General features: G+C 64.3%; 18 protein-coding genes. 10 read left to right on the top strand and 8 right to left on the bottom strand.

The window, feature by feature from the left end; translation table 11 throughout:
* Window positions 1–4: 4 nt before the first annotated feature.
* The 5 genes from BKY27_RS10705 to ubiE form a co-directional block, all read right to left on the bottom strand.
* Window positions 5–1,342: a S1 family peptidase gene (locus BKY27_RS10705; RefSeq protein WP_158514976.1), complete on the bottom strand. Its 1,338-nt coding sequence runs from the start codon at window positions 1,340–1,342 to the stop codon at window positions 5–7.
* Between the two features lie 71 nt (window positions 1,343–1,413).
* Window positions 1,414–2,778: a caspase family protein gene (locus tag BKY27_RS10700; RefSeq protein WP_146636225.1), complete on the bottom strand. Its 1,365-nt coding sequence runs from the start codon at window positions 2,776–2,778 to the stop codon at window positions 1,414–1,416.
* 95 nt (window positions 2,779–2,873) lie between these two features.
* Window positions 2,874–4,127 (bottom strand): glycerate kinase type-2 family protein, encoded by a 1,254-nt coding sequence (locus BKY27_RS10695; protein WP_071674474.1) that lies wholly within the window; start codon window positions 4,125–4,127, stop codon window positions 2,874–2,876.
* Between the two features lie 85 nt (window positions 4,128–4,212).
* Window positions 4,213–5,742, bottom strand: coding sequence for a 2-polyprenylphenol 6-hydroxylase (gene ubiB, locus BKY27_RS10690; RefSeq protein WP_071674473.1), 1,530 nt, complete (start codon window positions 5,740–5,742; stop codon window positions 4,213–4,215).
* 1 nt (window position 5,743) lies between these two features.
* Window positions 5,744–6,496: a bifunctional demethylmenaquinone methyltransferase/2-methoxy-6-polyprenyl-1,4-benzoquinol methylase UbiE gene (gene ubiE / locus BKY27_RS10685; protein ID WP_071674472.1), complete on the bottom strand. Its 753-nt coding sequence runs from the start codon at window positions 6,494–6,496 to the stop codon at window positions 5,744–5,746.
* 104 nt (window positions 6,497–6,600) lie between these two features.
* Here ubiE and mutM point away from each other — a divergent pair, with 104 nt between their 5' ends.
* Both mutM and BKY27_RS10675 read left to right on the top strand, forming a co-directional pair.
* Window positions 6,601–7,464, top strand: a complete 864-nt coding sequence (gene mutM, locus BKY27_RS10680) for a bifunctional DNA-formamidopyrimidine glycosylase/DNA-(apurinic or apyrimidinic site) lyase (RefSeq protein WP_071674471.1) — start codon at window positions 6,601–6,603, stop codon at window positions 7,462–7,464.
* A gap of 66 nt (window positions 7,465–7,530) precedes the next feature.
* Window positions 7,531–8,307, top strand: a complete 777-nt coding sequence (locus BKY27_RS10675; RefSeq protein ID WP_071674470.1) for an enoyl-CoA hydratase — start codon at window positions 7,531–7,533, stop codon at window positions 8,305–8,307.
* A 296-nt stretch (window positions 8,308–8,603) separates the two neighbouring features.
* Here BKY27_RS10675 and BKY27_RS10670 read toward each other — a convergent pair whose 3' ends face one another.
* The 3 genes from BKY27_RS10670 to BKY27_RS10660 are packed head-to-tail and all read right to left on the bottom strand — an operon-like array spanning window position 8,604 to window position 11,534.
* Window positions 8,604–9,341: a maleate cis-trans isomerase family protein gene (locus BKY27_RS10670; RefSeq protein ID WP_071674469.1), complete on the bottom strand. Its 738-nt coding sequence runs from the start codon at window positions 9,339–9,341 to the stop codon at window positions 8,604–8,606.
* A 1-nt stretch (window position 9,342) separates the two neighbouring features.
* Entirely contained in the window at window positions 9,343–10,482 is a 1,140-nt protein-coding gene (locus BKY27_RS10665) for a M24 family metallopeptidase (RefSeq protein ID WP_071674597.1), read from the bottom strand.
* Complete coding sequence (locus BKY27_RS10660) at window positions 10,482–11,534, bottom strand: pyridoxal-phosphate dependent enzyme (RefSeq protein WP_233491817.1); 1,053 nt, start codon at window positions 11,532–11,534, stop codon at window positions 10,482–10,484. Before BKY27_RS10660 ends, BKY27_RS10665 begins: the two co-directional genes overlap by 1 nt.
* A 204-nt stretch (window positions 11,535–11,738) precedes the next feature.
* Here BKY27_RS10660 and rpsT point away from each other — a divergent pair, with 204 nt between their 5' ends.
* The 8 genes from rpsT (at window position 11,739) to gyrB (ending at window position 20,802) form a co-directional block, all read left to right on the top strand.
* The gene (gene rpsT, locus BKY27_RS10655; protein ID WP_071674467.1) at window positions 11,739–12,005 is read left to right on the top strand and encodes a 30S ribosomal protein S20; all 267 of its coding nucleotides are present in this window, start codon (window positions 11,739–11,741) and stop codon (window positions 12,003–12,005) included.
* A 631-nt stretch (window positions 12,006–12,636) separates the two neighbouring features.
* On the top strand, window positions 12,637–14,034 hold the full coding sequence (gene dnaA / locus BKY27_RS10650) for a chromosomal replication initiator protein DnaA (RefSeq protein ID WP_071674466.1): 1,398 nt from the start codon (window positions 12,637–12,639) through the stop codon (window positions 14,032–14,034).
* A gap of 272 nt (window positions 14,035–14,306) precedes the next feature.
* The gene (gene dnaN, locus BKY27_RS10645; RefSeq protein ID WP_071674465.1) at window positions 14,307–15,425 is read left to right on the top strand and encodes a DNA polymerase III subunit beta; all 1,119 of its coding nucleotides are present in this window, start codon (window positions 14,307–14,309) and stop codon (window positions 15,423–15,425) included.
* 70 nt (window positions 15,426–15,495) lie between these two features.
* The gene (gene recF, locus BKY27_RS10640; protein ID WP_071674464.1) at window positions 15,496–16,614 is read left to right on the top strand and encodes a DNA replication/repair protein RecF; all 1,119 of its coding nucleotides are present in this window, start codon (window positions 15,496–15,498) and stop codon (window positions 16,612–16,614) included.
* A complete protein-coding gene (locus tag BKY27_RS10635; RefSeq protein ID WP_071674463.1) occupies window positions 16,611–17,045 on the top strand; it encodes a VOC family protein in 435 nt (144 codons plus the stop codon). The genes recF and BKY27_RS10635 overlap by 4 nt, the downstream gene beginning before the upstream one ends.
* Window positions 17,035–17,568, top strand: coding sequence for a GNAT family N-acetyltransferase (locus BKY27_RS10630; protein ID WP_071674462.1), 534 nt, complete (start codon window positions 17,035–17,037; stop codon window positions 17,566–17,568). Before BKY27_RS10635 ends, BKY27_RS10630 begins: the two co-directional genes overlap by 11 nt.
* 10 nt (window positions 17,569–17,578) lie before the next feature.
* The gene (locus BKY27_RS10625) at window positions 17,579–18,199 is read left to right on the top strand and encodes a LysE family translocator (RefSeq protein WP_071674461.1); all 621 of its coding nucleotides are present in this window, start codon (window positions 17,579–17,581) and stop codon (window positions 18,197–18,199) included.
* 185 nt (window positions 18,200–18,384) lie between these two features.
* Window positions 18,385–20,802, top strand: coding sequence for a DNA topoisomerase (ATP-hydrolyzing) subunit B (gyrB, locus tag BKY27_RS10620; protein ID WP_071674460.1), 2,418 nt, complete (start codon window positions 18,385–18,387; stop codon window positions 20,800–20,802).
* The last annotated feature ends 44 nt before the right edge of the window (window positions 20,803–20,846 follow it).

Below are 20,846 nucleotides of genomic sequence, written 5' to 3'. Positions count from 1 at the left end.
ACCCCTATTTGTCAGCGCCGCCGCCCCCAGACGGCCCGCTGCTGCCGCCATTTCCGGTCAGCACAAGCTGCGCCTCGGGATAACCGACCGAGGCATGGGGCTGCACCGTGGCGACCCAGATGTCGTATTGCCCGCGCGGCGGGGTGCCCCAGACAAGGGACGGGTCCATCCCCCCGGCGCCATTGTCATCGCAATACCACTGCCCGTCCGGGGCATTGATCAGCAGCGCCGTATCCGCGGGGCTGGTGACCGAAAAACCAAGCGGCGCGCCGCTGCCCTGATAGATCACCCGGAAATCCGGTGCCTCGGCCACAAAGCCCGCGCAGCCCTGCCCGACGCTCGACGCCTCCAGCATCCCACCCGCCAACAGCGCGGTGCGATGCGGATCGGGTTGGAACCCTGCTGACAGCGACACCATGCCAAAGGTCGGCGGCAGGCTGTAATCCGGTTCTGTCGCCCGCAGATCGACCTGCGGCGTCTGACCGGCCATGGTGGCCGTGATCCAGTCGGCAAAGGCCGAGACGCGGGTATAGGTGCCGTAGTGGTCGCCATCCTGATGGCAATAATTGCCGCCCGACACCAGCCCGACCTGAACATAGCCCTGCGCGTCATGCGCCAGCAGCGGCCCGCCGCTGTCGCCCCGGCAGGCATCGGCCACCGCGTCGTGGAACCCGGCGCAGATCACGCCCGGCCCGGCATCCGAGGCGCAAAGCTGGGTCTGCACGATGGGCACCGCCGCGCCCAGCAACACCTGCGAGGTATCCCACATCGACGGGGGCTGGGTCGCCGCCCGCTCGGCCTGGGTCAGGGGACCACGCCCGCGCGCGATGTTGGGCGGCGGGGTCAGGCCCCAGCCAATGACAACCGTTTCGCCGCCGACCCGTTCAACGCTCTGCGCCAACGCCGCATCCGACAGGCGCACCGGCGTGATCCCCATCGGGCGCGAGATTTCCAGCAGGGCAATATCGTTCACCCCGACGCCCTGATACCCCGCATGGACGAAAATCCGATCCACGTCATAGGCCACGCCGCCCGCCTGCAAACTGGCCGAATTGGCGTAGATCTCGAACCCTGCCGGGGCATTCGGCGCCAGTGAGTCGACGCAATGGGCAGCGGTCAGAACCCAACGGTCGGCAATCACCGATCCACCGCAGAAATGGCCCTCGAACCGGTTGCGCGCGTTGGCCTGATTGAGCGACACGATCCAAGGGAAATCGCCGATCGAGACCGAGCATCCGCCCATCACCCGGTCGGACGAACAAAATTCCTGCGCCACCGCCGGTCCGCTTGAGGCAATGCTCGCCCCCGCCACCAAGGCCGCGCCCAGTATCCAAGATTTCACTGCACTCATCCGTCTTCCCCCCCTGTGTTCAAAAAGCGGTCAGGCCCGTCGCCGGGCCACCGACCGGCAGGTCATTCCATCTCCAATCCCCGTTCGATGGTGGCCGCCGGATTCGGGATCGGCGCGGCAGGCACCAGTTGCACCGGGGCGTCTTGCTCGGGTCCCGCTACCGGCGGGGCGTCATCCGCGTCGGACCAGACCTCGACCACCAGTTCGGCATCCGGCGCGCGCGATTGGGCCTGTTCGGTTCCCACCCAGATACGGTAGAGGCCCACCTCGCCCCCGGTCAGGTCCACCACCGGCGGCGATCCGTCTGACTCGCTGCCATCGCACAGCCACGCCCCGCCAGGGGTGCGGATCACCAGAACGGTGTCCGCCTCGCTCAGGGTGCGCACGCGCAAGGGGCCGATCGGTTCATCCCAGTCCAGGTGAAAATCGGGACTTGAGGCCACGAAACCATGGCAGGCCCCGCCCAGTTGCACGGCGTCCTCATATCCCCCAGCCAGCATGTCCAGCCGCAGCCCCCGGTCGGGCGGCGGCCCGTCGGCCAGCGCGATCAGCCCGTAAAGCGCGTCACCATCCTCGACAATCCCGCGTCCCGGCTTCCCCGCCGTGGCAAGGCTTGCGGCGACCTGCACCGGCACTTCGTTCGTCTCGGCCCTGCCGCCCCCGGTCTGGAAATGCGGCGGCACCTCGCCGGCAAAGGCAAATTCCAGCCACGGCACCTGACGGCCCTGCGTGGCACTGCGCACGGCGAAAGACACCTCGTACATGATGTCGTCGATGCGCCGCGCAGGCCGGTCAAGCGCCTGCAACAGCGCCTCGGTAAACAACCCGTTGCGCCCCGTCCCGTCGGACGAGGTCTGGCCGGGTGCGGCGGCATACATGATAAAGGCCGACGCTCCGGCGGGGGTTTCCATCGCCGACAGGCCGGTGCCCACATCGCGGCTGGCCCCGCGTTCAGGCAGCGGGTTGTTGCGGCAGGCATCAAGGATGATCACCCCGGTCGCGCCCGTCGCCGCCAGCCGTTCCAGCAGGCGCGGCGCGGGATAGCCCCAGTCGGGCACATCCTCGGCAAAGGCAATCTCGTCGTCATCCACCGGGATCAGGTAGTTGGTGCCTTTGTATTCCACCCCGTGGCCTGCGTAATAGAACACCGCCAGATCGCCGGGGTTCAGGCTGCGGGTGAAATCGCGGATCGCCACGTTCAGGTCGCGCAGCTCAAGGTCCAGTTGCGGGCCGTCGCCAAACACGCGGAACCCGATTTCCTCCAGCCGTTCGGCCATGTCGGTGGCGTCGTTGGCCGGGTTGGTCAGCGGCGACACGGAATAACCCGCATTGCCCACCACAAGCGCCACGCGCTCGGCCATGGCCGGGGCGGACAGCAGAATTCCCAGCGATAGAAGCCCGACCCAAAGGCCGCCAAGACGCACCACGTCGACCTCCTGAAATGTCAGAACCAATGATGTCAGTATGGCGCGAAAGTTCCGTTGCGCCGACTCTTTTTTGTCGGGCGACGCGCGCAAACGGTTCAGACCCGCAGGAAGATCTGCAAGTCCGCGACATTGGTTCCGGTGGCCCCTGTCATCAACAGATCGCCCGATGCCGCCAACGCGGCGTAACTGTCGCTATTGGCCAGCAGCGCCTCGGGCGGTGTGCCCGCCGCGCGCATCCGGGTCAGGCTGTCCTGATCCACCAGCGCCCCCGCCGCATCGGTCGGCCCGTCGCGCCCGTCGGTGCCGCCCGACAGGAACAGCCAGTTGCCCATGTCGCCCCGCGCCTCGGCCAACAGCGCGACGCGCAGCGCCAATTCCTGATTGCGCCCGCCCTTGCCATCGCCCGCCAGAACGACGGTGGTTTCCCCGCCAAACAACAGGGCGAGTCCAGGCGGGGTTTCTTCTGCAAGGTCCAGCACCCGCGCCGCCGCCGCGCTTACAGGTCCGACCAGCGGCTCTTCAATCACGCGCACCGGCATCGGTGCGGCCTTGGCCATCGCCTCGACGCTGATCCGGTTCGACCCCACCAATTCGGCATCGGCGGCCGGCAGATCGGGCATTGGCACATCCTGCGCCAGCACCGCACGCGCAGGCACGGGCAACGCATCCCAGATCCCCAGCCGCCGGGTAACGGCGCGCGCACCGGCCCGGTCGGCAATCGGGGCCACCGTCGGGCCACTGGCAATCACCCGCAGGTCGTCGCCCACCACGTCCGACAGGATCAGGCTGCGCACGGGCGCCGGGGCGGCCAGCGCCAACAGGCCGCCGCCCTTGACCCGCGACAGCGCCTGCCGGACGATATTCGTCTCTTCGATATCAGCCCCGCGTGCCAAGAGCAGCCGGTTGACCTCGGCCTTGTCGGCAAGGCTCAGGCCCGCAACCGGCCCCGGCAACAGCGCAGACCCACCGCCCGAAATCAGCGCCAGCACCGCGTCACCGCTCCCCGTCTCACGCAAGGCAGCCTCCACCGCCTCGGCTGCGCGCAGCCCGTTCTCATCCGGCACCGGGTGGCCCGCCGCAAAGCACGCCACCCCCGGCACATCCTGGTGGTTTTCGTAATTGGTCACCGCGATGCAGCGCGCATCGACGCCCTCGGGCACCCCGGCGCGCGCCGCCGCCATCATGCCATGCGCCGCCTTGCCCACGGCCACGATCGTCAGCCGCCCGCCCTCGGGCACCGCCACCGGTCGCGCCTGCAACGCAGAATCGACAGCGCGCACGGGATCGGCGGCGGCAATTCCGGCTTGGAACATCAGGGTCAGGTCGAGGCGGTCGAAAAGGGCGGGCATGGGGCAGGCTTCCAGGGCAGGGGATCACGCCCCGACTGTCCCAAAGCCCGCCGCCACTGTCCATGCGCAATCCCGCACCCGTGGATCAGAACCAGACTTCCCAAATAGCGACCGAGACAAGGGCCAGCACCACGCCGCCCGCCAGATAGGCCAGCCGCTCGCCCGCGCGAGAGCGGCGCTGCACCGGCGTCCTGGCCTGCGCCAGCAGCATTTCCTGCGCCATGCCCGGCAAACGCGGGCCAAAGCGCGACAGCACCTGCGCCGTGCGCAACAGGTCGCGGATCATCGCCTTGGGGCCGATATTCTCGGTGATATATTGCTCGACCACCGGGCGCGCCGTGCTCCAGATGTTGATGTTCTCATCCAGCGAGCGGGCTACGCCCTCGACCACAACCATGGTGCGCTGCAACAAGATCAGCTCGGTCCGGGTTTCCATCCCGAACTGCTCGGTCACTTCGAACAGGTAAGACAACAGCCGCGCCATGGAAATGCGGCTGGCCTCCATCCCGAAGATCGGCTCGCCCACGCTGCGCAACGCCTGTGCGAACTCATCTATATCTCGGTCCGCGGGGACATAGCCCGCCTCGAAATGCACCTCGGCCACGCGGCGATAATCGCGGCGAATAAAGCCCATCAGAATTTCCGCATAGACCCGGCGGGTATATTCATCCAGCCGTCCCATGATCCCGAAATCCAGGGCCACGATATCGCCGTTCGGCGCGACCTTCAGGTTGCCCTGATGCATGTCGGCATGGAAGAATCCGTCGCGCAGCGCATGGCGCAGGAACATCTGCAAGACACGCTCGGCCAGCATCGGCCGATCATGGCCCGCCGCGTCGATGGCGTCGAGATCGCCCAACGCGATGCCCTCGGCCCAGTCCAGCACCATCACCCGACGCGAGCACAGGAACCAGTTGACCTGCGGCACGGTAAAACCGCCGTCTCCATCGGTGCGCGCGGCAAACTCGCCCGCAGCCGAGCTTTCGATCCGCAGGTCCAGCTCGCGCAGCACCACGCCCTCGAAATGCGCGATCACATCCTGCGGGTGCAACCGGCGCGAATTGGGCGACAGCGTTTCGATCAGCGAAGCAATCAGGTAAAAGGCGTCGATATCGCGCCGGAACGCCCGTTCGATCCCCGGACGCAGCACCTTCACGGCCACCTTCTGCCCGGTATCGCGCAGCCGCGCCTGATGCACCTGCGCGATCGAGGCCGCCGCCACCGGTTCGGAAAACTCGGAAAACAGGTCTTCCACCGGCATCTCAAGCTCTGCCGCGATCATTCGCTTGGCGATGGCGCTGTCAAAGGGTGGCAGCTTGTCCTGCAACACCCGCAATTCGGTCGCCAGATCGGGGCCGACCACATCGGGCCGCGTGCTCAGGATCTGGCCGAACTTGATATAGGCCGGGCCCAGCGCCGTCAGTGCCCGCACAACCGGTGGCAACTTGGGGTCGCCCCGCAGCCCCAGCCATTTGAACGGCCAGGCCAGCACCCGCAACCCCGCCCGCACCGGGCCGGGGGCGTCCATCGCCTCCAGCGCCTGCTGCATGGCGCCCGTGCGTTCGAAGGTGGCGCCGGTCTGGATCAGACGCCAAATGTTGTGCGGCCCCCTCATGTCAGATTTTCCAGCCCGAATGCAGCGCCGCGATGCCCAGCGACAGGTTGCGATATTTCACCATGTCGAACCCGGCCTCGCGGATCATGCTGGCGAACAATTCCTGATCGGGGAACTTGCGGATCGACTCCACCAGGTACTGATAGCTGTCCGCATCGTTGGCGATCACCTTGCCCATCTTGGGGATCACGTTGAAGGAATAGAGATCGTAGAGCTTTTGCAGCCCCTCGTTCGGCAACTGGCTGAACTCCAGCACCATGATCCGCCCGCCGGGCTTGAGCACACGGTAAGCTTCCGACAGCGCGTCGGGAATCCGCGTCACGTTCCGAATGCCAAAGCTGATCGTGTAGACGTCGAAACTGTTATCCTCAAACGGCAGCGCCATGGCGTCGCCCACGATCCAGCCCAGCTTGTCGGCCATCTGCCCGGCCTCGGCCCGCTTCTGCCCCTCGACCAGCATCGACTCGGTCATGTCCAGCACGGTGGCATGCGCCTCGGGCGCGCGGGCGAGAAAGCGGAACGACACATCCCCGGTGCCGCCCGCCACATCCAGCAGCGTCTGCCCGTTTCGCGGCGCCAGCCAATCCATCATCGCATCCTTCCAGACACGGTGGATGCCCATCGACATCACGTCGTTCATCACATCGTATTTCGAAGCGACGTTGGAAAAGACGCCGTGCACCTTGCCGGCCTTGTCCTCTTCCGCCACGGTCTGAAAGCCGAAATGCGTGGTGCGGCTGCTCTCGTCACTCATCTGCCGGTCCTTCCCCAAGGGCCTTGCCCTCGCGCGAATGCTCCCCTTCTTATAGGGGCCGCGTGACGCGTTACAATGTGCCGCCCCCCAAGGAAAGGTCTGCCATGCCCGAACTGCCCGAAGTCGAGACAGTCCGTCGCGGCCTGCTGCCGGTGATGGAGGGCAAACGGATCGAGAACGCGCAGGTCCGCCGCCCCGATCTGCGCTGGCCCTTTCCGCCCGACATGGCCGTCCGGCTGACCGGCGCCCGCGTCCTGCGCTTGCGCCGTCGCTCGAAATACATCCTTGCCGATCTCGATACCGGGGAAACCCTGCTGATCCATCTGGGCATGTCGGGGCGGATGCTGATTTCCGGCGTGGCCGATCGCGCCATGCCGGGCCAGTTTCACCACGATCACCCTGCCCCCGAGAAACACGATCACGTCGTGCTGGATATCGAGGGCGGCGCCCGCGTGACCTTCAACGACGCCCGCCGCTTTGGCGCGATGGACCTGATGGACAGCGGCACGCAGGATGCCCACCCGTTGCTGGCGGTGCTCGGCCCCGAACCCTTCGGCAACGCCTTCGACGGCCCCTACCTTGCCGCGCGGCTGAAAGACCGCAAGACGCCGATCAAATCGGCCCTGCTGGACCAGCGAATCGTTGCGGGACTCGGCAATATCTATGTCTGCGAGGTGCTCTTCCGGGCGCGGATTTCGCCCAAACGGCAGGCTGGCAGAATTGCAACGCCCCGCGTGGAAGGTTTGGTTCCGACGATCCGGCAGGTGCTGCAAGAGGCGATTGACGCGGGCGGCTCCTCCTTGCGCGACTACCGGCAGGCCGATGGCGAGCTTGGGTATTTTCAGCATAGTTTTCAGGTCTATGGCCGCGAAGGTATGCCCTGCGCCACACCCGGATGTCCGGCGACCATCCGCCGGATCGTGCAATCGGGGCGGTCCAGCTTCTATTGCCCCACCTGTCAAAGATAGCTTGAACCGAGCGCCGGGGCTGATAACCCTGCGCATTCGAGGGACAACAATACCGGAACCGATTGAATGGCCTACGAGACCCTGATCGTCGAGATCGAAGACCATATCTGCCTTATCAAACTGAACCGGCCGGACGCGTTGAATGCGCTGAACACCAAGTTGCTGGCCGAACTGTGCGATGCGCTCGAAAGCGCCGACAAGAACGACAAGGTCCGCTGCGTGGTCATCACCGGCTCGGAAAAAGCATTCGCCGCGGGCGCAGACATCAAGGAAATGTCGTCGAAAAGCTATGTCGAGGTCTTCATGGAAGACCTCTTTGCCGACGCCTCCAACCGGCTGATGGGCATTCGCAAGCCGATCATCGCCGCCGTGTCGGGCTACGCGCTTGGCGGTGGCTGCGAACTGGCCATGGCCTGCGACTTCATCATTGCCGGGGATAACGCGAAATTCGGCCAACCCGAAATCAACCTCGGCGTGATCGCCGGGATGGGCGGCAGCCAGCGCCTGACCCGCTATGTCGGCAAGTCCAAGGCCATGGACATGAACCTGACCGGTCGTTTCATGGATGCCGAAGAAGCCGAACGCGCGGGCCTTGTCAGCCGCATCGTGCCCGCCAAGAAACTGATGGACGAGGCCATGGGCGCCGCCGCCAAGATCGCCGAGAAAAGCACGATCTCGACCCTCGCCGCGAAAGAGGCGGTGAACCGCAGCTACGAGACCACGCTGACCGAGGGCCTGAAATACGAACGCCGCCTGTTCCACGCGCTTTTTGCCACCGACGACCAGAAAGAGGGCATGGGCGCTTTCCTCGAAAAACGCGAGGCACAGTTCCGCGACCGGTAACGTGCCACGATCCGACGCAAAACCCCCCGTCCGAACCGGCGGGGGGTTTGCTTTGCGGAAACAGGAAGGATGATCGCCTCACCCCTGTGATCCCGCAACTCCCGCCATCCCGCAACTCCCGCCATCCCGCAACTCCTGTCATCCCCGCGAAAGCGGGGATCTCTCCCCCAATAAACGGCGCTTTCGCCCCAATCCCGGTGGCACGGCCCGCCCATGCCACGCCGCCAAAAACGCCGTTTCCGGTGTACGGGGGGTGTACGCCCGGTGTACGGGGGGCGACGGAGGTTTTACGGGGGTCAGCGCATCAATCGCCCGAACCGGCCATCGGGCGTCACCCCCGCCTGCCGCGCCATGTGCCAGCCCATCACCTGGTTGCTCGACAGCACCGGCACACCCGTCCGCGCCTCGATCTCGTCAATCACGTCCAGCGTGCGCAGATTGGTGCAGGACAGGAAAATCCCCTCCACATCCCCTTGATTTACAAGGGTTTCTGCTGCCGAAATGATTGACTGCGGCGCGATCCGCGCGGCATATTCCTCTCGCTCTTCCTGAAAACTGCCAAAGGCCGGAACGATCAGCCCGTGCCGCGCCAGCGCGGCCAAAAGGCTCTGGTTCACCGCCTCGACATAAGGCGAGAGCACCGCCAAACGCGTTATTTTCAAGGCCTCGCACGCGGCGATCAGCGCCGTCAAAGGATCTGTTACAGCTTTGGTTTCACAGCCTTTTTTGACCATCCCTGCCACGGTATCCGCGCCGATGACAGAGGTGCCCGAGGTGCAGCCATACCCCACCACGTCGAACTTGACGGGCAACGGAAAAAGACGCGCAGAGCCGGTTAATTGCCCCTCCATCCGGGCCAAGGTCTCGCTCGTCACCTCGGCCCCGCTCGGCACCCGGCTCACGTAGCAAGCCACGCCATCCAAAGGAAAAATCCGCCGCATGTCATGCTCGATGGTCTCATCGGACTGCAACACCACCAGCCCGACCGTCGCCCGCGTGCCAAGTTGGTCGATCATCTCGTAGTCGAACCGCATCTCAGATCTCCTTCAACTCCGGCCCCGCGAAGGGCGACAACCGTTCAGGCGCCCCCTCTCGGATCACGATATTTTCTTCGTGAACAAGCACTTGCCCCCTCGCGATCTCCACTCCCGGCTCTAGCGTCAGGACCATACCAGCCACCAATTCCGTGTGATCGTCGGGAACAAGAGACGGCCATTCGGTCAACTGCATCCCCAGCCCATGCCCATAGCGCCCCGCATCCGACCCGCCCGCGCCCCCGGTCAGCACCTTGTCCATTGCGTGAAACAGGTCCGCCGCCGTCGCACCGGGCCGCGCGATTTCCATTGCGCAATCAACAGCTTCAATCAGCCGCCGATGCCCGTCACGGCATCGTGGATCGACCGGGCCGATCCCGAAATTCCGATCATAGTCACAGAAATATCCGTCAAACACCAAGCCGGTATCGAGCATCAGGATATCACCGGTTTCCAACGGCGCGTCCGCGGCCGGCGAAATCACATCGTCATAGCCCAAAGGCCCCGCCCCACCGGCCAGATAGGGCACCCAATCCGCCCCTTCCTCAAGGCACAGCATCTGGAAGCGGCGGAACACCTGCGACACCGCCACACCGGGCCGCGCGATTTCACCCACACGGTCAAACGCGCGTCCGGCAATGGCGCAGGCGGCGCGGATCTTGTCGATCTCGGCCTCCGACTTCACCAGCCGCAGGGATCGCGTAATGCCCTGATCCGACGCGATATTCACCACCTGACGCAGCCGCGCAAAGTCTGCCAGCGGCATCCGCAGGTGGGTCTCGTGCCCCATTGGCACCCCGACCGCCCCGTCCCCGGCGATCTCTGCCAGCGTGTCAATCAACAGGCTGACGCCGTCGTCGGTCAGGTCAGGCGCGCGCCAAGTGCGAATGTCCTCGACCCATGTGCGCGCCATGACCGGCGCGCCAATGGACGGGATCACGGCAATCGGTCTGCCACCAGCGGGCAGCACCACGAACCAGGGCCGTGTCGGGCTTTCCCAAAACCGGGTCAGGTAGCCGGTGAAATACCGCACATCTGGCTCAGTGGTCAGCAGCAGCGCGGCAAGGCTATGCTCGGCCATAAGGGCCTGCGCGCGGGCACAGCGGGCGGAAAACTCCGCTGCGGGAAAGCCGCGCGACATCATGCAGGGCCCTCGGACAGGAAGCACAGAACCCGCGCATCGGGGCCAAGGCCAAGCGGTTCGGCCTCGGCCACCAGCAGCCCAGCCACCCCGGCAACGCCGGATTCCGACCCGGCCAACCCCGCCGCCCGCATCGGCGCAAGGGCGGCTGCGGCTTCTTCCTCGCGGATCAGCAGGAAATCATCCGCGTCCCGCGACAGACCCTTCAGGGCAATCAGCGACGCCTCCTTGCAATCGAGCCGCCCCATGGCAGACACCGGCCCTGTCGTGGTGACAAAGCCCCCGGCTCTGATCGATTCGAACAGCGCAGGGGCCGCCTCTGGTTCCACCACCACGATCCGGGGCCCATTGCCCAGCCGGTCCCGCACCAAGGCCGCGACCGCACCGGCCATCCCGCCAACGCCCGCCTGTAGAAAGACATGCGTCGGTGCCTTTGGGCAGTGGTCCAGCGCCTCGGCGGCCATTTGCAGATAGCCTTCCATCAACCGATGGGGCCGCTCGGTATAGCCCGGCCATGAACTGTCAGAAAGCAGGATATAGCCGTTCTCCTCCGCCGACTGAGCGGCCAGCGCCATCGACGTTTCGTAGTCCGCCCCCGCGCGCACCACATCGGCACCCTTGTCGCGCAAGCGTTCCGCAAAGCTCTCGGGCACCGTCTCGGCGATATGCACCACGGCCCGCGCGCCGAAAACGCGTGCCCCCGCCGCGACCGACATGCCGTGGTTGCCCGCGCTCGCCGTGACATAGGTGGTGCCCGTCAGCGCCACGGACAGATCCGCCGCCCCCGTAGCCACCGCATCGCAGGCGATGACATATGCCGCGCCGAGCGCCTTGAAACTGCCAAGCCCCATCCGCCCCCGTTCATCCTTGATCCAGACCGATGCCACACCAGCAGCGACGGCGATGGCCGGGGCCTCGGTCAGCGGGGTTTCGGCATGGGCCGGGCACCGGGCCAGCAGTTCGGCGACGGCGGCGGCATCGACAGAGGGCGCGGGACTGTCCGACAGGGGCATCAGCCCCTTGCCCCGGTGGGGATTGGAAAGATGATGCACGGAACCCTCGCAGTTGCTGTCTGTTCGGATCAGCTTAGACGGGAAAGACTCATTTGGTCTTCCCTTTCCGACAATTCTGGCCTAAGAGCGCCGCCAGACATGCGCGTGAGGCCCGCTTTGGCCGGATTCGACCGGTTCGGAAAACCCGGTTCGTGGGCTTCGGCGCTACCTGTTAGACATTAGACCCACGAAGGGAACCGATATATGGCCAATTCGCCTCAAGCCAAGAAACGCGCCCGCCAGAACGAGCGTCGCTTCGCCATCAACAAAGCCCGCCGTTCGCGCATCCGCACCTACCTTCGCAAGGTCGAGGAAGCCATTGCTTCCGGCGATCAGGATGCCGCCAAAACCGCCCTGCGCGAAGTCCAGCCCGAGCTGATGCGCGGCGTGACCAAAGGCGTTCTGCACAAGAACACCGTGGCCCGAAAAATGTCTCGCCTGTCGTCCCGCGTGAAGGCGATGGCCGCCTGAGGCAAAGCTGCAACAGCTTGATTATAAGGCGTCCCAAGCGGGGCGCCTTTTTTGTTTCGGAAAAATCCTTGTTCTTCGGCACCCTTACAAACGGCCCGGCGGATTCGTTCTTGAAGAGGCCAGAGTCAAGGGCGAAGAGTCGTTGCGGGTTTACGCGGAGTCCCGCTAGCTTAGACCTCAGCGATTCACATAGTCTGGGGGGACATTAGGGCGTCAGCACATTGGAGGGCTTCCTTCCAAGGAATCAAATTCGGTTTCGTGCGATGCCTTGGACCAGCAAGTGCGAGAGACAGGCGTCTTTCGTGGCTTTAGCTGGGTTTGGTTTCTGTTGTCGACGATTTCGACGACGGCAGGAGTCAGTGTCCGACGACCTCCAACCTGAGTTTCATCGCAGCGACCCCACAAGACCAATAGAGTCGGGGCCGTGGTGGTGGTCTTTTGGCTGGTGGCCTCTGTTCGGTCGAAAGACCGCCTCCTGTTGGCCAAGGTGGGGCGAGATGCTGTCACGGCATCATGTCTTGGCCCTCTGAAGAGATTTATGGAGATCGCGCAGGCACAAGGGTTTGGGCGGCGCAACGACCGCCCACGCGGACCATTCAATCGGGCCGTGTCTAAAAATGACGGGATCAGAATGACACAAGATCAATGGGGACACGTTCGGGGCGAACTGCTGAAATCTGTGGGAAAGAACAATTTTTCTGCCTGGATTGAGCCAATCAGCTTCGACACGGTGGAAGACCGCACCGCGCGTCTGGTCGTTCCGACGAACTTCATCGGAACATGGGTTTCTCAGCATTTCGGCGATGTGATTCTGCGGCACCTGATCTCGTCCGGGCTGGACGTCGAGCGCGTCGAGTTCGCGGTCAACGGGCAGGCCCCCATGACCCCGGCCAATGCCGATCACGCCAATGGGACGGACGCCCGCCGGTCGCAACCTGCCGCGCAGGTCGCGCCGCGCACGGCGCCTGTCGCGGTCACGACGCACGGCATGCCGGAATCGGCGTTGAACCCCAGCCTGACATTCTCGAATTTCGTTGTCGGCAAACCCAACGAACTGGCACATGCCGCCGCGCGTCGCGTCGCTGAAGGCGGGGCCGTGTCCTTCAACCCGCTGTTTCTTTATGGCGGGGTCGGTCTCGGCAAGACGCACCTGATGCACGCCATCGCCTGGGAATTGCGCAACAACAAGCCCGACCTCAAGGTCATCTACCTGTCGGCGGAACAGTTCATGTACCGCTTCATCCGCGCATTGCGTGATCAGGACACGCTGTCCTTCAAGGAGGTATTCCGCTCGATCGACGTTTTGATGGTGGATGACGTGCAGTTCATCGCCGGCAAGAATTCGACGCAGGAAGAATTCTTCCACACGTTCAACGCCCTGGTGGAACTGGGCAAGCAGATCGTCATTTCGGGCGACCGCGCGCCGGTGGATATGGATGAACTCGACAATCGCATTGCCTCGCGGTTGCAATGCGGACTGGTGGTCGATCTGCACCCGACGGATTACGAACTGCGCCTCGGCATTCTGCAACAAAAGGTCGAGGCACAACGCGAGCGCACCCCCGACCTGCGCATTGCGCCGGGCGTGCTGGAATTCATCGCGCATCGCATCTCGACCAATGTGCGCGTGCTGGAAGGCGCACTCACGCGTCTCTTTGCCTTTGCCGACCTGATCGGCTGCGAAATCACAATGGACATGACGCAGGAATGCCTGTCCGACATCCTGCGCGCCACCGACCGCAAGGTCACCATGGACGAGATCATCAAGAAGACCTGCGAGCATTATCACCTGCGCCAGTCCGACCTGATGAGCCCCAGCCGTGCCCGCAACATCGCGCGGCCCCGGCAGATGGCGATGTATCTGTGCAAGAAGCTGACATCGCGCTCGCTGCCAGAGATCGGTCGAAAGTTCGGCGGCCGCGACCACACCACGATCCTGCACGGGGTCCGCAAGATCGAGGAACTGATTTCGGTCGACAGCCAGATCGCCGAGGACGCGGAGCTGTTGCGGCGGATGCTGGAGGCCTGACCCCTTCTTCTTGGTGAAAATACTCCAGGGGGGGCGTCATTGGATGCGCCATTGGCTCAAGCCCAATGGCGACGGGGGAGTATCCCCCCGCCCGGGTCGGCGCCGAAAGCGTCGACACCCGCGGCCAGCGGGGCGCAGCGGCAAGTAATTTCTACGAAAATCCGATCCGCCCATTGACGCCGCGCGCCCATTGGCCAAACTCCGAAAAAACTCTTGTGCTTGCGGGCAGAGAGGCTACCCTCACCGCCCCCGCACCTCGTCGGAGCCAGGACATGAAGATCAGTATTGAACGCGCGGCGCTGCTCAAGGCCGTCTCTCAGGCACAATCCGTTGTGGAACGCCGCAACACCATTCCGATCCTGGCCAATGTCCTGATCGAAGCCGAGGGCGACAGCGCCAGTTTTCGCGCGACCGACCTTGATATCGAGGTGGTGGACAAGGCCCCGGCACAGGTCGAGCGCGCGGGGGCCACGACCGTGTCGGCCGTGACCTTGCATGAAATCGTGCGCAAGCTGCCCGACGGGGCCCTTGTGCAATTGATCGACGACGGGGCCTCGGGGCGGCTGACGGTGAATGCAGGACGATCCTCGTTCTCGCTGGCGACGCTACCGCGAGAGGATTTCCCGGTGATGGCCACCACCGAATACAGCGCCAATTTCTCGGCCAAGGCGCCAGAGTTGCGGCGGCTGTTCGACAAGTCGAAATTCGCGATCTCCACCGAGGAAACGCGCTATTACCTGAACGGCGTCTACATGCATGTGGCGCAAGGCGACGACGGACAGGTTCTGCGCTGCGTGGCAACTGATGGCCACCGTCTGGCCCGCGTGGACATGCCGCTGCCCGCAGGGGCCGAGAACATGCCCGGTGTGATCGTGCCCCGCAAGACGGTGGGCGAATTGCGCAAGCTTCTGGATGATGACGAGATGTCGATTGCTGTCTCGGTCTCGGAAACCAAGGTGCGGTTTGCAACGCCGGATATCACCCTGACCTCGAAGGTCATCGACGGCACCTTCCCCGATTACACCCGCGTCATTCCGATCGGGAACACCCGCAGGATGGAAGTGGATGCCAGCGAATTCGCCAAGGCGGTGGACCGGGTGGCAACCGTGTCCTCGGAACGCTCGCGCGCGGTGAAACTCTCGCTCGACGAAGACCGGCTGATCCTGTCGGTGAACGCCCCCGACAGCGGCGCCGCAGAGGAAGAGCTGGCCGTGGCTTATGGCGACGAAAAGCTGGAGATCGGGTTCAACGCGAAATACCTGCTGGAGATCGCCAGCCAGGTAGACCGCGAAAACGCGGTTTTCCTGTTCAACTCCTCCGGCGATCCGACCCTGATGCGGGAAGGCAATGACACGAGCGCGGTCTATGTCGTGATGCCGATGCGGGTGTGACGAAGGCGATTTTTCCAGGGAAAATCGCGCCTCCGGCGGGAGTATTTGAACCAAGAAGAAGGAGAGGGTCATGGCCAGCACCTATGTGCGCGCGCTGACCCTTTCGCATTTCCGCTCGCACAAGCGGGCGGCGATGGTGCTGGACGGGCGGCCCGTTGCGCTCTTCGGTCCCAATGGTGCGGGCAAGACCAATATACTGGAGGCTGTCTCGCTGCTGTCGCCCGGTCGCGGCCTGCGGCGTGCGGCGGCAGAGGAAATGGCGCGCAGGCCCGAGGCGCTTGGCTGGAAGATCAAGGCCGAGCTGATCACCGGCGGACGATTTCACGAACTGGAGATGGGGGCGGAAGCCGGACAATCGCGCAGCCTGCGCATCGACGGCAAGCCGGAACCACAATTGTCCCTCGCGGGGCTGACGCGGATTGTCTGGCTGATTCCGGCGCAGGACCGTTTGTGGATCGAAGGGGCCGAGGGGCGGCGGCGGTTTCTGGACCGGATCACCATGAGTTTTTCGCCCGAGCATGGCGACGCGGTGCTGACCCATGAAAAGGCCATGCGCGAACGCAATCGGATGTTGAAGGATCAGGTGCGCGACGCGACGTGGTATGCGGCGGTCGAGGCACAGATGGCTGAGGCCGCCGCGCGGATCGTGGCGCACCGAAGCAAGGCAGTGGCGCGGTTGGCAGCGGCACAAGAGGGTGCGGAGACAGCGTTTCCGGTGGCCGCGCTTCAGCTTGTCGAGGCCGAGGGCAGCGAGGGGCTGACCACGGCAGAAGCGTTTGCATCTGCGCACGCCTTGTCGCGCCCCCGAGACCTTGCCGCAGGGCGCAGCCTGATCGGCCCGCACCGCAGCGACCTTGGGGCGATCTACGCGGCGAAGCAGACCGAGGCGCGGCTCTGTTCGACGGGCGAGCAAAAGGCGCTGCTGATCTCGCTCATCCTCGCCAATGCCCGCGCGCTCAAGGCCGAGACCGGCGCCGCGCCCCTGGTGCTGCTTGACGAAATCGCGGCACATCTGGACGTCGCCCGGCGCGCGGCGCTCTTTGACGAGATTTGCGCACTTGGTGGGCAAGCATGGATGACCGGCACCGGACCGGAGCTGTTTGCAGAACTTGGCGACCGGGCACAGTATTTCGAGATCACGGAGACGGACGGACATTCCTCTGTCACGCAAACAGGAACGGACCGATGACCCCACAGCGCGTTACCCTCATCACTCTTGGCGTGGCCGACATGGCCCGGTCACGCGCCTTCTATGCCGCGCTCGGCTGGAAAATGCACCCAGAGAGCCAGGAGGCCGTGACATTTTACCAGGCGAACGGGTTTGCCGTTGGGTTGTTCGGGGTAGAGGATCTGGCGGCGGATCAGGGCCGCGCCGGGGCGGCGCTTGGCACCAGGGCCACGACCCTTGCGCAGAACTTTGCGACCGAAGCCGAGGTGGACGCCGCCTATGCCCGCGCGGTTCAGGCCGGGGCGACCGCCCTGAAGGCACCCCAAACGGTGTTCTGGGGCGGCTATTCTGGCTATTTCGCGGACCCTGACGGCCATGTCTGGGAACTGGCGATGAACCCTTTCTGGCCGCTCAACGACGACGGCAGCCTGACCTTGCCCGATGCGGATTGAGATCACGCCGGAACACGCGCTGGCGCGTGACGCGGATCAGGCCATTGCCGACCTGTTGCAAGCCGCGTTCGGGACGGAGGCCGGGTTCGGAGGCCGCTCTTTTCACAAGCAGCGCCACCACCTGCGGATCATGGCTTGGGCAGGCCCGGGGCTGATCGGCCATGTCGCACTTCACCTCCGGGCCATCGGGATGGGCGCCGAGATACTGACGATCGCAGGCGTCGCCGAGGTGGCCACCCATCCCGACCATCAAGGCCGAGGCATCGGCAGCGCTTTGATGAAACAGGCCATAGCCCAAGCCAGAGACACCGTGGCAGAGGCCATGGTCCTTTTCGGTCATCCCGGCCTTTACGCCCCGCTCGGGTTCAAGGCGCAATCCAATCCCGTCACCCACATCGCCTTTGACAGCGGCCGCCCCGCAGGGGTTGTTACCGATACAATCGAAAGCTTGATGGTGCTTCCACTCGGCTCTAGGCACTGGGACGGACGGGCGGCGATTGACCTGCTCGGCCCGCTGTTCTGAGAGGCTTTCCATGACGCTTACCCTCGCGCAGGCCGCGCTCTATGCCGGGGCACTGTTCATCCTGTTCCTGACGCCGGGGCCGGTCTGGCTGGCGCTTGCCGCGCGGACGCTGGCGCATGGGGTCGGCGCGGCGTTGCCGTTGATGCTGGGCGTCGCGCTTGGCGATATGGCGTGGTCGCTGCTGGCGATCCTCGGGCTGAGCTGGGTGGTGCAAAGCTATGCGGGGGTGATGGACATCCTGCGCTGGCTGGCGGTGGCGGTGTTTGCCCTGATGGGGCTGATGCTGATCCGCCATGCCAACCGGGGAATCGAGGCCGACAGTCGCCTGAATCGCAAGGGGGCATGGGCCGGGTTCGTCGCCGGGCTGGCGGCGATCCTTGCCAATCCCAAGGCGGTGCTGTTTTACATGGGGATGCTGCCCGGCTTCTTCGATCTGACCACGCTGACACGGTCGGACGTGGCCGTGATCGCGCTGATCTCGATGGGGGTACCGCTCGTCGGCAACCTGATGTTTTCCGCGTTCGTGGACCGGGCGCGGCGGTTGATCACCTCTCCCGGGGCTCTTGCCACCGTCAACCGCGTTGCAGGCGGGTTGCTGATCGGAGTGGCGGGGATCATTGCTTTGACCTGAGGGGGCCCGACGCCGCGAAAGGGACAGCCTGTGGCCGGTTGACCCGCAAGCGTGGGGCAAGACGCCCTGAACAGCGCCAGAACCGGTAGATAGCACATCGCCGCCACCCAATATTTTGTGTCGAACCCGTGACAATCCCGGCCACGGGACGTATAAGGACGAGACAAGAAAAACAGGTGTCAGGCATGACCGAAAACGCGCAGGCGACCGATAGTTACGGCGCAGAATCCATCAAGGTTCTCAAAGGCTTGGAGGCAGTTCGCAAACGCCCCGGCATGTATATCGGGGATACAGATGACGGCTCGGGCCTGCACCACATGGTGTACGAGGTCGTGGACAACGGCATCGACGAGGCTTTGGCAGGCCATGCCGACTTCGTGAGCGTCACGATAAACGCCGATAATTCCGTGACCGTGCGGGACAACGGCCGGGGGATTCCTGTCGGAATCCACGCCGGGGAAGGCGTCAGTGCGGCCGAGGTCATCATGACCCAACTGCATGCGGGCGGGAAGTTCGACGACAACGCCTACAAGGTTTCGGGCGGCCTGCATGGCGTCGGTGTTTCGGTGGTGAACGCGCTGTCCGATTGGCTGGAACTGCGGATCTGGCGCGAAGGCAAGGAACACTACGCCCGCTTTGAGCGTGGCGAAACGGTGAAACACCTGGAGGTCGTGGGCGACGCAGGTGACGAGCGGGGCACCGAAGTGCGGTTCCTCGCGTCGACCACGACTTTTTCCAACCTCGAATACAACTTCAAGACGCTGGAAAACCGGTTGCGGGAACTCGCGTTCCTGAACTCCGGCGCGCGGATCATTCTGGAAGATCATCGCCCGGCGGAACCGCTTCGGTCGGAGCTGTTCTACGAGGGCGGGGTCAAGGAATTCGTCCGCTACCTGGACCGCTCGAAGCATTCGATGATGGAAGAGCCGATCTACATCACCGGCACCCGTGACGACATCGAAATCGAAGCGGCGCTGTGGTGGAACGACAGCTACCACGAGACAGTGTTGCCGTTTACCAACAACATTCCGCAACGCGATGGCGGCACCCATATGGCGGGCTTCCGGGGCGCGCTGACGCGGACCATCAACCTCTACGCGGCGTCCTCGGGAATCGCGAAGCGGGAAAAGGTGACCTTCAGCGGTGATGATGCCCGCGAAGGCCTGACCTGCGTGCTGTCGGTGAAGGTGCCCGACCCGAAATTCAGCTCGCAGACCAAGGACAAGCTCGTCTCCTCAGAGGTGCGGCCCGCGGTCGAAGGGTTGATGAACGAGAAACTGGCGGAATGGTTCGAAGAACATCCCAATCAGGCCAAGGTCATCGTCGGCAAGATCATCGAAGCCGCCCTCGCCCGGGAAGCTGCCCGCAAAGCGCGCGAACTGACCCGCCGCAAGACGGCGATGGATGTGGCCAGCCTGCCCGGCAAGCTTGCCGATTGTCAGGAAAAAGACCCAGCCAATTCCGAACTGTTCCTCGTCGAGGGGGACTCGGCCGGCGGCTCGGCCAAGCAAGGCCGCTCGCGGTATAATCAGGCGGTGCTGCCCCTGCGCGGCAAGATCCTGAACGTGGAACGTGCCCGGTTCGACCGGATGCTGTCGAGCCAGGAGATCGGCACGCTGATCACCGCGCTTGGCACCGGGATCGGTCGGGACGAGTTCAACATCTCGAAACTGCGCTACCACAAGATCGTCATCATGACCGACGCCGACGTGGACGGCGCGCATATTCGCACGCTGCTGCTGACCTTCTTCTTCCGGCAGATGCCCGAGATCATCGAAGGCGGCTATCTCTACATCGCGCAACCGCCGCTCTACAAGGTCGCGCGGGGACGGTCCGAGGTCTATCTCAAGGATCACGCATCGCTGGAGGATTACCTGATCCAGATGGGTGTCGACGGGGCGGTGCTGCGCCTGCCCAATGGCGAGGAAATCGCCGGTCAGGATCTGGCCCGCGTCGTCGAGGGCGCCCGCAACTTCAAACGCATCCTCGAAGCCTTCCCGACCCATTACCCGCGCCGCATTCTCGAACAGGCAGCCCTGTCCGGGGCGTTCGACCCCGGTCGCGCCGATGAAGACCTGCAAAGAGTGGCCGACAGCGTATCAGCGCGGCTCGACCAGGTCGCCTTGGAATACGAGCGTGGCTGGCAGGGCCGGATCACGCAAGATCACGGCATTCGCCTGTCCCGTGTGCTGCGCGGGGTCGAGGAAATTCGCACGCTCGATGGCGCCGTTCTGCGCTCTGGCGAGGCGCGCAAGCTTTCCGAGGTGTCGATGCAAACCCGCGACGTCTATCGCGACCCGGCGCATCTGGCGCGAAAGGACCGGCAAACACTGATCCACGGGCCGACCGACCTGCTGGATGCGATTCTGGAAGAGGGCGAAAAGGGCCTGACCTTGCAACGTTACAAGGGTCTGGGCGAGATGAACCCCAACCAGCTGTGGGAAACCACGCTGGACCCCGAGGCCCGGACGCTGTTGCAGGTGAAGGTCGAAGATATGGCCGAGGCCGACGATATCTTTACCAAACTGATGGGCGACGTGGTGGAACCCCGCCGAGAGTTCATTCAGCAAAACGCGCTGAGCGTGGAAAACCTCGACTTCTAAGACAGATGCAGGTTGGGCGGATCGCGGGCCAACCCCGCGGTCCC

Origin of the sequence: Nioella nitratireducens (genome assembly GCF_001879715.1) — a bacterium.
In the GTDB taxonomy this organism is placed as follows: domain Bacteria; phylum Pseudomonadota; class Alphaproteobacteria; order Rhodobacterales; family Rhodobacteraceae; genus Nioella; species Nioella nitratireducens.
The sequence above is the reverse complement of the archived record's forward strand: the minus strand, read 5'-3'. Positions and strand labels throughout refer to the sequence as shown.

Excerpts from the sequence above, each read along its gene's own strand:
- dnaA (WP_071674466.1), top strand. The coding sequence starts at position 12,637 with ATGACACAAGATCAATGGGGACACGTTCGGGGCGAACTGCTGAAATCT.
- gyrB (WP_071674460.1), top strand. The coding sequence starts at position 18,385 with ATGACCGAAAACGCGCAGGCGACCGATAGTTACGGCGCAGAATCCATC.
- recF (WP_071674464.1), top strand. The coding sequence starts at position 15,496 with ATGGCCAGCACCTATGTGCGCGCGCTGACCCTTTCGCATTTCCGCTCG.
- rpsT (WP_071674467.1), top strand. The coding sequence starts at position 11,739 with ATGGCCAATTCGCCTCAAGCCAAGAAACGCGCCCGCCAGAACGAGCGT.
- mutM (WP_071674471.1), top strand. The coding sequence starts at position 6,601 with ATGCCCGAACTGCCCGAAGTCGAGACAGTCCGTCGCGGCCTGCTGCCG.
- BKY27_RS10695 (WP_071674474.1), bottom strand. The coding sequence starts at position 4,127 with ATGCCCGCCCTTTTCGACCGCCTCGACCTGACCCTGATGTTCCAAGCC.
- BKY27_RS10675 (WP_071674470.1), top strand. The coding sequence starts at position 7,531 with ATGGCCTACGAGACCCTGATCGTCGAGATCGAAGACCATATCTGCCTT.
- BKY27_RS10625 (WP_071674461.1), top strand. The coding sequence starts at position 17,579 with ATGACGCTTACCCTCGCGCAGGCCGCGCTCTATGCCGGGGCACTGTTC.
- dnaN (WP_071674465.1), top strand. The coding sequence starts at position 14,307 with ATGAAGATCAGTATTGAACGCGCGGCGCTGCTCAAGGCCGTCTCTCAG.
- ubiB (WP_071674473.1), bottom strand. The coding sequence starts at position 5,742 with ATGAGGGGGCCGCACAACATTTGGCGTCTGATCCAGACCGGCGCCACC.
- BKY27_RS10630 (WP_071674462.1), top strand. The coding sequence starts at position 17,035 with ATGCGGATTGAGATCACGCCGGAACACGCGCTGGCGCGTGACGCGGAT.
- BKY27_RS10635 (WP_071674463.1), top strand. The coding sequence starts at position 16,611 with ATGACCCCACAGCGCGTTACCCTCATCACTCTTGGCGTGGCCGACATG.
- ubiE (WP_071674472.1), bottom strand. The coding sequence starts at position 6,496 with ATGAGTGACGAGAGCAGCCGCACCACGCATTTCGGCTTTCAGACCGTG.
- BKY27_RS10665 (WP_071674597.1), bottom strand. The coding sequence starts at position 10,482 with ATGTCGCGCGGCTTTCCCGCAGCGGAGTTTTCCGCCCGCTGTGCCCGC.
- BKY27_RS10670 (WP_071674469.1), bottom strand. The coding sequence starts at position 9,341 with ATGCGGTTCGACTACGAGATGATCGACCAACTTGGCACGCGGGCGACG.